Origin of the sequence: Mesorhizobium sp. M0217, from assembly GCF_040321955.1 — a bacterium.
GTDB lineage: Bacteria > Pseudomonadota > Alphaproteobacteria > Rhizobiales > Rhizobiaceae > Mesorhizobium.
In genome coordinates, this window is record NZ_JAMYSN010000001.1 from 738,040 (window position 1) to 751,028 (window position 12,989).

Genomic DNA, 12,989 nt, shown 5'->3' on the forward strand with positions numbered 1-12,989 from the left:
AGCCGCAGCCCGGGAAGCGGACGTCTTCGTGCGCGAAGGACGGCAATAGCATGAGCGGCAAGACTCAGATCCCCAAGGGATGTGGCATGTAGCCGACGAAGCCGCCGATCTTCCAGTGGCCCGCCACCTTCCTGCAAAAATACAGCGTCTGCCATTTCAGCTTGTCGACGCTGCCATCGGCCTTGGCCACCGAGCCGTTGAACTTCTTGTGCAGCACGGCGCGGTCGCCATCGACGTCGATGTCGCGCATGTTGGTGACGCGAAACAGCGCCTCGCGCAGCGGCTCGGCGAATCTGGCCGCCGCCGTCTCCTTGGCCTTGCGCAGCCATTCGTCGCGATAGACGGCAAGGCTCGGGAATTGCAGACGCCAGGCGTCGGCATCGCTGAGGAAATGCGCATGCATGCCGAAGAAGCTGTCGGCGAGGAAATCATCCTCGACCATCGACCAGTCCTGACCGATAAAGGCGTCGATGTCGCGCCGCACCAGCATTTCCCAGAGCGCGTGACGATCCGCATCGCCCTCTGGAAACGGGTTCTTGTCGAAGGTCATTGAAATCTCCTGTCGGGAAAATGCGACGCGCAAGATGCTGGCGAGCCTGCGATAAAGCAACACGCGTTTGGAAAAATGTTGCTTTCCAAAAAGCCCCCTATGAGGATCACCGGGACAGGCGTAGAGCGGTCGGCGAAAACGGGGCGCGGCCCGCCATTCTGAACAGGAGTTTCCCTTGCCCAAAGAGTGTTTTGGAACATCCCACGTGCCGCTGTCGCCGGCCGTGCGCGCCGGGGATTTCGTCTACATCTCAGGTCAGGTGCCGGTCGACGGCGACCGCATCGTGGTCAAGGGCGGCATCACCGAGCAGACCGAGCAGGTGCTGCAGAATGTGAAGGCGGCACTCGCGCTGGCCGGTTGCACCATGGACGATGTCGTCAAGACCACGGTCTGGCTCGAGGACGCGCGCGACTTCGGCGCCTTCAATGCCGTCTACGCCAAGCACTTCCCGAAGAATCCGCCGGCCCGCACCACGGTCGAATCGCGGCTGATGATCGACATCAAGATCGAGGTCGAAGCCGTCGCCTACCGGCCGGTTTGACCAGCCGGGGCATGATCCCGAAAAGTGGAGACGGGGTTTTCTCGGACAAACGGAAATCGTTTTGTCCAGAGATCATGCCCCAAAACGAAGAGAGGCAGGCGCCGATGCAGTTCGATCTCCTGATCAAGGGCGGCCGCCTGATCGATCCGGCCTCGGGCCTGGACGCGCCGCGCGATGTCGCCGTTGCGGGCGGACGCATCGTGGCCATCGAGGCGGCGATCGATGCCGAGCACGCCACCAAGATAGTCGACGCTCGTGATTGCATCGTCACGCCCGGCCTCATCGACCTGCATAGCCATGTCTATTGGGGCGGCACCTCGCTGGGCGTCGACGCCGACCGGCTGGCGGCCAAGAGCGGCACCACGACCTTCATCGATGCCGGCAGCGCCGGCGCCGGCAATTTTCTGGGCTTTCGCCGCCATGTCATCGAGCGCTCGAAGGTGCGCATCCTGGCCTATGTCAACATCTCCTTTGCCGGCATATTCGGCTTCTCGCAAAGCGTCTCTGTCGGCGAATGCAGCGATCTCAGGCTCTGCGAGCCACGCGAGACGGTGGCCGCGGTGCGCGAGCACGCCGGTGTCGTCGTCGGCGTAAAAGTGCGCTCCGGCAAGCATGCCGGCGGCACCAGCGGCATCGCGCCGGTGGACCTCGCGCTGGAAGCCGCCGACCGGGCCGGCCTGCCGCTGATGGCGCATATAGACGAGCCGCCGCCCGGCCGTTCCGAGGTGCTGCCGCGCCTGCGCAAGGGTGACATCCTCACGCACTGTTTTCGCCCGTTCCCCAACGCGCCGGTCTTCGCCTCCGGCGCGGTGCGGCCGGACATGCGGCTGGCCCGCGAACGCGGCGTCATCTTCGACATCGGCCACGGCATGGGATCGTTCGACTTCGCCGTGGCGAAAGCGATGCTGGCCGAGGGCCTCGCGCCCGACGTCATCTCCAGCGACGTGCATCTCTATTGCGTCGACGGTCCGGCCTTCGACATACTGGTCTGCATGTCGAAGCTAATGGCGCTGGGCATGCCGCTGGTCGAGGTGCTGCGCGCCGCCACGCAAAGGCCAGCCGAGGCGATCGCCAGGCCGGAGCTTGGGACGTTGAAAGTTGGCGGTGTCGGCGATGTCGCGGTGCTGAGACTGCGCCCCGGGCGCTTTACCTTCGTCGATGCGGTCGGTGCGGCGCTGATCGCGGATCAGCGGCTGGTCTCAGAAGGCATTGTTATCGGCGGTGTCTGGTGGCCGAACGAAGCGCCCGACCACAACGAGACCGAGCGCTTCGCGCCGCATGCGGCACATACGCATGTCGAGGTCGCGGCACGGCATTTCGGGCGTGGATAATCTCCCTCCTTGAGGGGGAGATGGCCGGCAGGCCAGAGGGGGTCGGTTCGACCGGACGCGACCTTCCTTGCCGAGAATGAAGGTCAGCGCTCCACGCGTGGCGACCCCCTCTGTCGCCTTCGGCGACATCTCCCCCTCGAGGGGGGAGGAGATCGCTAGCGCCCTGCGTTACTCACCGCCCCAAACACCGGCGTCGCAATCCCTTCCATCCGCGCCTTGATCTGCAGCGCCACATATTTCGAGTAAAACCGCGACAGCGCCAGATTGCCGCCGTGGAACCACAGCGCGTCCTGCGCCGTCGGCTTCCACATGTTGCGCAGCTCGCCTTGCCAAGGACCGGGATCGCCCTTGACGCCGGAGCCGAGGCCCCAGCATGGCCCGACCTTGTCGGCGACCTCGCGCGAGACGATGGCCGCCACGGTCTCGTTCATCGACTGGTAGCCGGTACAGGCGACGATCGCATCGACGGCCAGCTCGCTGCGGTCGTCGAACAGGATGCCGGTCGGCGTCAATGAACTGATGCCGACGCCGCTCTTCACTTTGATCTCGCCATTGATGATCAGTTCGCAGGCGCCGACATCGATGTAGTAGCCGGAGCCGGTGCGGTAGGCCTTCATCAACAGCCCGGTCTCGTCCTCCCCGAAATCGATGGCGAAGCCGGCGGCGCGTAGCTGGTCGTAGAAGTCTGCGTCGCGTGCCTTGATCACCTCGTAAAGATCCCGCTGGCCCTTGGGTACAAGCGCGAACGGCGTGGACGCGACGATCAGGTCGGCCTTGTCGGTGCTGATGCCGCGCGCCAAAGCCTTTTCCGAGAAGATCTCGAAGCCGACTTCCATCAGAGTGTCGGATTTCACCACTGTCGTCGGCGACCGCTGGATCATGGTGACGTCTGCGCCGCTCTCCCAGAGGTCGACGCTGACATCGTGCCCCGAGCTTGCCGCGCCGATGACAGCGACACGTCTGCCGCGGAATTTCTCGCCGCTTGCATACTGGCTGGAATGCAGGAGTTCGCCCTTGAAGGTCTCGGCGCCGGGCAGCGCGATCTGGCGTGGCGGGCCATAGGCGCCGGTGGCAAAGACAATGTGCTTCGGCTTCAGCGTGATCTGCCGGCCGACGCGGTCGACCACCACAGTCCACACCTTCTCGGCCTCGTCATAGCTGGCGCTGAGGCATTTGGTGGCGACCCAGTAGTTGAGCTCCATCACCCTGGTGTACATCTCCAGCCAGTCGCCCATCTTGTCCTTGGGCGTGAACACCGGCCAGTTCTCCGGGAACGGAATGTAGGGCAGATGGTCGTACCAGACCGGATCGTGGAGCACGAGCGAGCGATAACGGTTGCGCCAGGAATCGCCGGGGCGCGCATTTTTCTCGATGATGATGGTGGGCACACCGAGCTGCCTCAGCCGCGCGCCGAGCATGATGCCGCCCTGCCCGCCGCCGATCACCAGGCAATAGGGCTGCTCGGTGGCGCCGAGGTCGCGCGTCTCGCGCGCCCGCGCCTCCGCCCAGGTTTCGCGCTTCGGATCGGCCTTGTGACGGATACCAAGCGGCCGCGCCGGTCCCTTTTGTTCCTCGAACCCCTTGAGCTCACGCACCGCCGTGAACAAGGTCCGGCAGCGGCCGTCCGTAAGGCGCACAATCCCTTCGCCCCGCGCGACCGCCGTTTCGAACGTGAACCAGGCCTCGACGGTGCCCTCATCCGAGGTCGCCTCGCCGGACAGCGTCCAGTGTGAGGGCTTCGTTTCCGCCAGCGTCGCTTGCAGCATGTCGCGGATCTCATCGCGGCCTTCCATCGTGGTGATGTTCCAGGTGAAAGCCAGCAGATCGCGCCAGTAGCAATCCTCGACGAACAGGTTGGCGGCCGCCTCGGCGTCATCAGCTTCCAGCGCCCGTGCAAGCGCGCAAAGCCATGTCGCCGCCTGTTTCGATGGTGCCATGTCGAGCATCTGTTTTTCCCTCGTTTTGCGTTCCCATTGTTTCGAAAGACGGAGCCGCCGCAAGAGGGGTCGCGATATCATGGCGTCGGTTTCTAGCGGCCCGGAACGGAGCCATCTCCCGGAAATCTTTATAGGAATTTTATATCTTTCCTCCCGGCCCCGTCTCGAACCTTTATGGCGATCGGGTCCATATTCCATCTCGAGCAAAACGCTGCGGACGCCGTGACCCCAGAGTTACGGCGGGCCGTTCTCATGGAATTTCTGGCTCGCCAGTCGCTGGCGCCAAATACAAGCAGAAGCAAGGACCAACACAAATGGACATCGTCGTCATCGGGATCGAGGTTTTGTTCTTCGGTCTTTCCCTCGCCTACATCAAAGCTTGCGACGCTCTTTAAGCGGAAGGATCGCACCATGCTTGTCGATTACATCCTCGGTGGCGGCGTGACCTTGTTCCTGCTCGTCTACCTGACATACGCCCTCGTTCGCCCAGAACGCTTCTGAAGCAAGGCACGGAAACCCATGACACTCAACGGATGGATACAGATCCTGGTTTATTGCGGGATCGTCGTTTTGCTGGTGAAGCCGCTCGGCGGCTACATGTACCGCGTCTTCAATGGCGATCGCACCTTTCTCTCGCCCATACTCGGGCCCGTTGAGCGCGGCCTCTACCGCATTTCGGGAACCAGCGAGCGCGAGGAGCAGCACTGGACGACCTACGCGGCAGGAATCATCTTCTTCAGCCTTGCCGGTTTCCTGGTGCTGTACTTTCTGCAACGCCTGCAGGGCGTCCTGCCTTACAATCCGGCCGGGATGGCATCGGTCGAACCCAATCTCGCCTTCAACACTGCCGTCAGCTTCGTCACCAACACCAACTGGCAGAATTACGGCGGCGAAAGCACGTTGTCCTACCTCGTGCAGATGGCCGGCCTGACTGTTCAGAACTTCATGTCCGCCGCCGTCGGCATTTCCATTGCGGTGGCGCTGATCCGCGGCTTCGCCCGCGCCTCGGCCAAATCGATCGGCAATTTCTGGGTCGATATGACCCGCTGCACGCTCTACATCCTGCTGCCGCTCAGCATCGTGCTCACCCTTGTCTATGTCTGGCTCGGCATGCCGCAGACGCTCGGGCCTTATGTCGACGCCACCACGCTCGAAGGCGCCAAGCAGACGCTCGCCCTTGGGCCGGTCGCCTCGCAGGTCGCCATCAAGATGCTCGGCACCAATGGCGGCGGCTTCTTCAACGCCAACGCCGCGCATCCTTTCGAAAACCCCGACGCCATCTCCAACATGATCCAGATGGTGACGATCTTCGCGCTGGGTGCCGCACTCACCAACGTCTTCGGCCGCATGGTCGGCAACCAGCGCCAGGGCTGGGCGATCCTGGCCACGATGGGTGTGCTGTTCATCGCTGGCGTCGTTATCTGCTACTGGGCGGAAGCCGCGGGCAATCCGCTGGTCCATGCGCTGGGCGTCGACGGCGCCAACATGGAAGGCAAGGAGAGCCGCTTCGGCATTGCCGCTTCGGCACTATTCGCCGTCATCACCACGGCTGCGAGCTGCGGTGCGGTGAACGCCATGCATGACTCGTTCACAGCACTTGGCGGCCTGGTCCCGATGCTCAACATGCAGCTCGGCGAAGTCATCGTCGGCGGCGTCGGCGCCGGCTTCTACGGCATCGTCATGTTCATCGTCATCACCGTGTTCGTCGCCGGCCTGATGGTTGGCCGCACGCCCGAATATCTCGGCAAGAAGATCGAGGCCAAGGAGGTCAAGATGGCAATGCTCGCCATCCTAGCTCTGCCGCTGGTCATGCTGGTCTTCACGGCAATAGCGGTCGTGCTGCCAAGCGCCGTCGCCTCGATGGCCAATGGCGGTCCGCATGGCTTCTCCGAGGTTCTTTATGCCTACACTTCGGCGGCGGCCAACAACGGCTCGGCCTTTGGCGGCCTTTCCGGCAACACGCCCTGGTACAACATCACGCTCGGCATCTCCATGTGGGTGGGTCGCTTCTTCGTCATCATTCCAGCGCTTGCCATTGCCGGCTCGCTAGCGACGAAGAAGACGGTTCCGGCTTCCGCCGGCACCTTCCCGACCGACGGCCCGCTGTTCGTCGGCCTGCTCGTCGGCGTCATCCTGATCGTCGTCGGCCTGACCTTCTTCCCGGCACTGGCGATCGGACCGATCGTCGAGCACCTGGCTGCCATCAACGGCCAGACATTCTGAGGCTTGTCATGTCCTGGTTCTACCCGAAACGCATGAAGGCCCGGCCGCGAGCCGGCCCACGAGCCGGCAATGAGGGGGAGGGAACGCCCCCTCCCTTCCCCAGCGTATCTACCTTCCTCGGCCTCGCGGCAGTCATGATCGTGATCTGGCTGCTGGCCTATGGTCCGCCGCCCCTCTTTTCGGCATCCGATCGGTCGGTGCCGGCCAACAGTTCAGATTCTGGAGCCATCAAATGAGCCAGTCCAAATCCGCGGTCATCATGGATGCCCGCATCCTGTGGCCGGCCATCGGCGGCGCCTTCAGGAAACTCGACCCCCGCACGCTGGTCAGGAACCCGGTGATGTTCGTCGTCGGCATCGTCTCGCTTCTTACCACGGTCCTGTTCGTCAAGGATCTCGTCACCGGCGGCGGCGATTTCGGCTTTACGCTGCAGATCATCATCTGGCTGTGGTTCACCGTGCTGTTCGCCAACTTCGCCGAGGCCGTCGCCGAAGGCCGCGGCAAGGCGCAGGCCGATTCGCTGCGCAAGGCGCGCACCGAAACCCAGGCCAAGCTGCTTGCCGGCGAAGACCGCTCCAGGTTCAAGCTGGTGCCCGGCACCAGCCTGAAGGTTGGCGACATCGTGCTGGTCGAAGCCGGCGACATCATCCCGTCCGACGGTGAAGTGATCGAAGGCGTGGCCTCGGTCAACGAGGCGGCAATCACCGGCGAGTCCGCACCCGTCATTCGCGAATCCGGCGGCGACCGTTCGGCGGTCACCGGCGGCACGCAGGTTCTGTCCGACTGGATTCGCGTGCGCATATCAGCCGCCTCCGGCCACACCTTCCTCGACCGCATGATCTCGCTGGTCGAGGGTGCCTCGCGCCAGAAGACGCCCAACGAGATCGCGCTCAACATCCTGCTCGTCGGCATGACGCTGATCTTCGTGCTGGCCACCGCCACGATCCCGAGCTTTGCCTCCTATTCCGGCGGCTATATCCCGGTGACGGTGCTGGTCGCGCTGTTCGTCACCTTGATCCCGACCACCATCGGCGCCCTGCTGTCGGCCATCGGCATTGCCGGCATGGACCGCCTGGTGCGCTTCAACGTGCTGGCCATGTCCGGCCGTGCCGTCGAAGCGGCGGGCGACGTCGATACGCTTTTGCTCGACAAGACCGGCACCATCACGCTCGGCAACCGCCAGGCCACCGAATTCCGCCCGGTCAAGGGCGTCACCGAACAGGAACTGGCCGATGCCGCGCAGCTCGCCTCGCTCGCCGACGAGACGCCTGAGGGACGCTCGATCGTCGTGCTGGCCAAGGAGAAATACGCCATCCGCGCCCGTGACATGGCAACCTTGCATGCCAGCTTCGTGCCCTTCACCGCGCAGACCCGGATGAGCGGCGTCGACATCGATGGCTCGTCGGTGCGCAAGGGCGCCGTCGATTCGGTTCTCGCCTATGTCAGCCAGTCGTCATCGGCCACTCACGGCACGCGCCCCGGCAGCGACACCGTCAAGGATCTCCAGGCGATCGCCGACGAGATCGCCAAGTCGGGCGGCACGCCGCTGGCCGTCGAGCGTGACGGCCGCCTGCTCGGCGTCGTCCACCTCAAGGACATCGTCAAGGGTGGTATCCGCGAGCGCTTTGCCGAACTGCGCAAAATGGGCATCCGCACCGTGATGATCACCGGCGACAATCCGATGACTGCGGCGGCGATCGCAGCCGAAGCCGGCGTCGACGATTTCCTCGCCCAGGCCACGCCCGAGGATAAGCTGAAGCTGATCCGCGACGAACAGGCCAAGGGCAAGCTGGTCGCCATGTGCGGTGACGGCACCAACGACGCGCCGGCCTTGGCGCAGGCCGATGTCGGCGTCGCCATGAACACCGGCACGGTTGCCGCCCGCGAGGCCGGCAACATGATCGACCTCGATAGTGACCCGACCAAGCTGATCGAGATCGTCGAGATCGGCAAGGCGCTGCTGATGACGCGCGGCTCGCTAACGACCTTCTCGATCGCCAACGACGTCGCCAAATACTTCGCCATCATCCCGGCCATGTTTGCCGTCTTCTACGTTGCGCCGGGACATACAATCGGCCCCCTGCAAGCGCTCAACATCATGCATCTGGCGACGCCGCAGAGCGCCATCCTGTCGGCCATCATCTTCAACGCGCTGATCATCATCGCTCTGATCCCGCTGTCGCTTAAAGGCGTCAAATACCGCGCCATCGGCGCCGGCGCGCTGCTCAGCCGCAACCTGCTGGTCTACGGCCTCGGCGGCATCATCGTTCCCTTCGCCGGCATCAAGGCGATCGACATGATCGTCACCGGCCTCGGCCTCGCTTAAGGAAATACGTCCATGCTCACTCAGATAAGACCCGCTGTTATCATGATCGTCTTTTTCACCGTTTTGACCGGCCTGATCTATCCCCTGGGCATGACCGGCATCGCCCAGGCGCTGTTTCCGCACCAGGCCAATGGCAGCTTGATCGAGAAAAACGGCACGGTCATCGGCTCCGAACTGATCGGCCAGGGCTTTGCCGACGACAAGTATTTCCATGGCCGCCCCTCGGCTGCCGGCGACGGATACAACGCCGCAGCGTCCAGCGGCTCCAATCTCGGTCCAACCAACCCCAAGCTGATCGACCGCATCAAGGGCGATGTTGCAAAGCTGAAGGCGGAGAACCCGAACCAGCCGGTGCCTATGGATCTGGTGACGACGTCCGGCAGCGGCCTCGACCCCGCTATCAGCCCGGACGCCGCCTATTTCCAGGTCGCTCGGGTGGCCAAGGCCAGGGGCTTCGACGAAGCCAAGGTCAAGGCGCTTGTCGACAGCCATGTCGAAGGCCGCGAACTCGGCTTCCTCGGCGAGCCGGTCGTCAATGTGCTGGCGCTCAACCTGGCACTGGACGATACCAAGCAGTGAGAGACAATCTCTGAAGCCAGGGGCCGGGGATCGACACGATCCTCGGCGCCGTTCATGATCGAGCCTGATGCCGGACGCCAGAAGCAACGATACCAGACCCTCTCCGGACGCGCTGCTCGAGCATGCGGAACGGGAAGAGCGCGGCCGTCTGCGGATATTTCTCGGCGCTGCCCCCGGCGTCGGCAAGACCTATGAAATGCTGATGGCCGGCCGCGCCAGGCTGGCTGACGGCGTCGACGTAGTGGTCGGCGTCGTGGAGACCCACGGCCGCAAGGAAACACTGGCGCTGGTCGACGGCTACGAGGTCATCCCGCGCCAGAAGGTCGACTACAAGGACCGCGTGCTGAATGAGATGGACATCGACGCCATCCTCGCCCGCCGGCCGGCGCTGGTGCTCGTCGACGAACTCGCCCACACCAACGCACCCGGCAGCCGCCACCCCAAGCGCTATCTCGACGTCCAGGAAATCCTTGCGCGCGGCATCGACGTCTACACCACGCTCAATATCCAGCATGTCGAGAGCCTGAATGACGTCGTGGCACAGATCACCCGCGTCAGGGTGCGCGAAACGGTCCCGGACTCCATCATCGACCAGGCCGACGACATCGAGATCATCGACCTCACGCCCGACGACCTGATCAAGCGGCTGAAGGAGGGCAAGGTCTATTTCCCCAACACTGCCCAGCGCGCAGTCGAAAACTATTTCTCGCCGGGCAATCTGATCGCGCTTCGGGAATTGGCGCTGCGCCGCACCGCCCAGCGCGTCGACGAGCAGTTGCTCAACCACATGCAGTCGCACGCCATTCCCGGCCCCTGGGCGGCGGGCGAAAGGGTGCTCGTCTGCGTCGATGCGCGTCCGGGCGGAGCGTCTCGTGTCCGCTATGCGCGCCGGCTGGCCGACCGGCTGCGCGCACCGTGGACGGCGCTGCATGTCGACACGCCGCGTTCGGCCGGCATGTCGGAGGAAGACAAGGACCAGCTGGCCACGCTCTTGCGCCTGGCCGAGCAGCTCGGCGCCGAGGTGACGACCATTCCGGGCCAGAACGTCGCCCAGGACATCGTCCGCCACGCCACAGTGAACAATTTCACCCATATCGTCGTCGGCAGGCCGACCCGCTCGCGCTGGCGCGAACTGATCGAGGGCTCGCTCACCTACGATCTGATCCGCAATGCCGGCGATATCAGCGTCCATGTCATTTCAGGAACGGAGCGCGACAACGAGGCCACGTCGAGGGTCAAGGCGGCGGCCGAGCAGACGCCATTTCAAATCTGGCCTTATCTTTTCTCGACCGTCTATGTCGCCGGCGCGCTTGCCGTCAGTGCCGTCCTCGATCAGTTCCTCGACGTTCGCAACCTTGCCAGCGTGCTTCTGCTGGCGGTGCTGACATCGGCAGTGACCTTTGGCCTGTGGCCGGCGCTGTACGCCTGTTTCCTCAGCGCCATTGCCTTCAACTTCTTCTTTCTCGAGCCGCGCTACACGATGACGATCCGCGATCCGGAGAGCATCGTTGCCTTCGCCGTCTTCCTCGTCGTTGCCGTCATCGCCAGCAATCTGACGGCGCGTGTGCAGCGTCAGGCAGCCGCCGCCCGTTCACGCGCCCGGGCCACCGAGGACATCTACCTCTTTTCAAAGAAACTCGCCGGCGCCGGCACGCTCGACGACGTTTTGTGGGCCACCGCGTTCCAGATCGCCTCGATGCTGAAGCTGCGCGTGGTGCTGCTTTTGCCGGAAGAAGGCACGATCACCGTCAAGGCCGGTTATCCCCCCGACGACACGCTGGCCGAGGCCGACATCGCGGCTGCACGCTGGGCTTGGGAACACAACCGGGCTGCCGGCCGTGGCGCCGATACCCTGCCCGGGGCAAAACGGCTCTACCTGCCCTTGCGGACCGGCCGTACCGCCATCGGCGTCGTCGGCCTCGACAATGACAAGCAGGGGCCGCTGTTGACGCCCGAGCAACAGCGCCTGCTCGACGCGCTGGCCGACCAGGCGGCGGTTGCCATCGAGCGCATCCAGCTGGTCGCCGATGTCGATCGCGCCAGGCTGGCGGCCGAGGCCGACCGCTTGCGCTCGGCACTGCTGACGTCGATCTCGCATGATCTGAAGACGCCGCTGGCGGCCATCATGGGCGCGGCCGGCACGCTCAGGGAATTTGCGCCGGCACTGCCCGAGAACGATCGGGCCGAGCTGCTGACCACCGTGCTCGACGAGTCCGAACGGCTGAACCGCTTCATTGCCAATCTGCTCGACATGACCAAGATTGAATCCGGCGCCATGGAGCCGAATTTTGCTCTCCACTATGTCGGCGATGTCGTCGGCTCGGCCTTGCAGCGGGCGCGCAAGATCACTGCCGGGCACAAGACCGAGGTTGATATTCCGGCCGACCTGCCGATGCTGAAGCTTGATCCCGTGCTGTTCGAACAAATGCTGTTCAATCTGCTCGACAATGCCGCGAAATACGCGCCACAGGGATCGACAATCCGGCTGCAGGGCTGGGCCGACAATGGCTCCGTCGCGCTGCAGATCATGGATGAGGGACCGGGCATTCCGTCCGCCGACCTGGAGCGCGTCTTCGACAGCTTCTACCGGGTGCGCAAGCGCGATCAGGTCCAGGCCGGCACCGGGCTCGGCCTGTCAATCTGCCGGGGCTTCATCGAGGCGATGGGCGGCACGATCATGGCGGCGAACCGCAGCGATCGCCCGGGCGCAGTCTTCACAATCCGCATGCCGAGGTTGGTACAATCGTCCGATACGGACGTATCAGGTGTGGACGAGCAAGCATCTGGTGATCCGGCATGACAAATTCCAACGTCAGCATACTGGTCGTCGATGACGAGCCGCCGATCCGCAAACTGCTGCGCGTCGGCCTCGGCAGCCAGGGTTATGCGGTCAGCGAAGCGCCCAACGCCAACGCTGCGATCGAACTCGTCGATGCACAAAAGCCGGATCTGATCCTGCTCGATCTCGGCCTGCCCGGCATGGGCGGCCTCGACCTCCTGCGCAAATGGCGCGGCGACGGCCTCGACGTGCCCGTGGTCATCCTGTCCAGCCGCACCGACGAAGCCGGCATCGTCGCGGCGCTCGAACTCGGCGCTGACGACTACATCACCAAGCCGTTCGGCATGAACGAGCTGGTCGCCCGCATCCGCGTCGCGCTGCGCCACAAATTCCACCAGCAGGGCGAAAAGCCGGTGTTCCACACCGGCGATCTCAGCGTCGACCTGGTCAAGCGCATCGTCAAGGTCGAAGGCAAGGAGATAAAGCTCTCCCCCAAGGAGTACGACATATTGCGCATTATGGTGCAGCATGCCGGCAAGGTGCTGACCCACCATTTCCTTCTGAAGCAGGTGTGGGGCGATTCGACCGACGTGCAGTATCTCAGGGTCTATGTCCGCCAGCTCCGGCAGAAGATCGAAAAATCACCCGACCAGCCGCGCTACATCACCACCGAGACCGGCGTGGGGTACCGGCTGCGCGAGGTTGAGTAGCCGCGCGCTCGCT

10 protein-coding genes are annotated in these 12,989 nt (G+C 63.9%); 8 read left to right on the forward strand and 2 right to left on the reverse strand.

Annotated features, from left to right (window positions below; all coding sequences use genetic code 11):
• Window positions 1–64 precede the first annotated feature (64 nt).
• Window positions 65–550, reverse strand: coding sequence for a hypothetical protein (locus NKJ18_RS03650; RefSeq protein WP_352757818.1), 486 nt, complete (start codon window positions 548–550; stop codon window positions 65–67).
• 175 nt (window positions 551–725) lie between these two features.
• Between NKJ18_RS03650 and NKJ18_RS03655 the strand changes: the two genes are divergently transcribed.
• Entirely contained in the window at window positions 726–1,091 is a 366-nt protein-coding gene (locus NKJ18_RS03655; RefSeq protein ID WP_023683098.1) for a RidA family protein, read from the forward strand.
• A 104-nt stretch (window positions 1,092–1,195) separates the two neighbouring features.
• Window positions 1,196–2,422: an amidohydrolase/deacetylase family metallohydrolase gene (locus tag NKJ18_RS03660; RefSeq protein WP_023704185.1), complete on the forward strand. Its 1,227-nt coding sequence runs from the start codon at window positions 1,196–1,198 to the stop codon at window positions 2,420–2,422.
• Between the two features lie 155 nt (window positions 2,423–2,577).
• On the opposite strand, the gene NKJ18_RS03665 is transcribed toward NKJ18_RS03660, so the two are convergent.
• Window positions 2,578–4,368 carry a flavin-containing monooxygenase gene (locus NKJ18_RS03665; protein WP_023704186.1) on the reverse strand — a complete coding sequence of 597 codons (1,791 nt, stop codon included), beginning with the start codon at window positions 4,366–4,368 and terminating at the stop codon, window positions 2,578–2,580.
• Between the two features lie 402 nt (window positions 4,369–4,770).
• Between NKJ18_RS03665 and NKJ18_RS03670 the strand changes: the two genes are divergently transcribed.
• From NKJ18_RS03670 to NKJ18_RS03695, 6 genes are all read left to right on the forward strand, one after another.
• Complete coding sequence (locus tag NKJ18_RS03670; RefSeq protein WP_023669708.1) at window positions 4,771–4,860, forward strand: K(+)-transporting ATPase subunit F; 90 nt, start codon at window positions 4,771–4,773, stop codon at window positions 4,858–4,860.
• An 18-nt stretch (window positions 4,861–4,878) separates the two neighbouring features.
• The gene (gene kdpA / locus NKJ18_RS03675) at window positions 4,879–6,582 is read left to right on the forward strand and encodes a potassium-transporting ATPase subunit KdpA (protein ID WP_352757819.1); all 1,704 of its coding nucleotides are present in this window, start codon (window positions 4,879–4,881) and stop codon (window positions 6,580–6,582) included.
• Window positions 6,583–6,814: 232 nt separating this feature from the next.
• Window positions 6,815–8,908: a potassium-transporting ATPase subunit KdpB gene (kdpB, locus tag NKJ18_RS03680; RefSeq protein ID WP_352757820.1), complete on the forward strand. Its 2,094-nt coding sequence runs from the start codon at window positions 6,815–6,817 to the stop codon at window positions 8,906–8,908.
• Window positions 8,909–8,920: 12 nt separating this feature from the next.
• Window positions 8,921–9,487: a potassium-transporting ATPase subunit KdpC gene (kdpC, locus tag NKJ18_RS03685; protein ID WP_023744101.1), complete on the forward strand. Its 567-nt coding sequence runs from the start codon at window positions 8,921–8,923 to the stop codon at window positions 9,485–9,487.
• Window positions 9,488–9,554: 67 nt separating this feature from the next.
• Window positions 9,555–12,287, forward strand: a complete 2,733-nt coding sequence (locus NKJ18_RS03690) for a DUF4118 domain-containing protein (protein WP_352757821.1) — start codon at window positions 9,555–9,557, stop codon at window positions 12,285–12,287.
• Window positions 12,284–12,976 carry a response regulator transcription factor gene (locus NKJ18_RS03695; protein WP_023699131.1) on the forward strand — a complete coding sequence of 231 codons (693 nt, stop codon included), beginning with the start codon at window positions 12,284–12,286 and terminating at the stop codon, window positions 12,974–12,976. Before NKJ18_RS03690 ends, NKJ18_RS03695 begins: the two co-directional genes overlap by 4 nt.
• The last annotated feature ends 13 nt before the right edge of the window (window positions 12,977–12,989 follow it).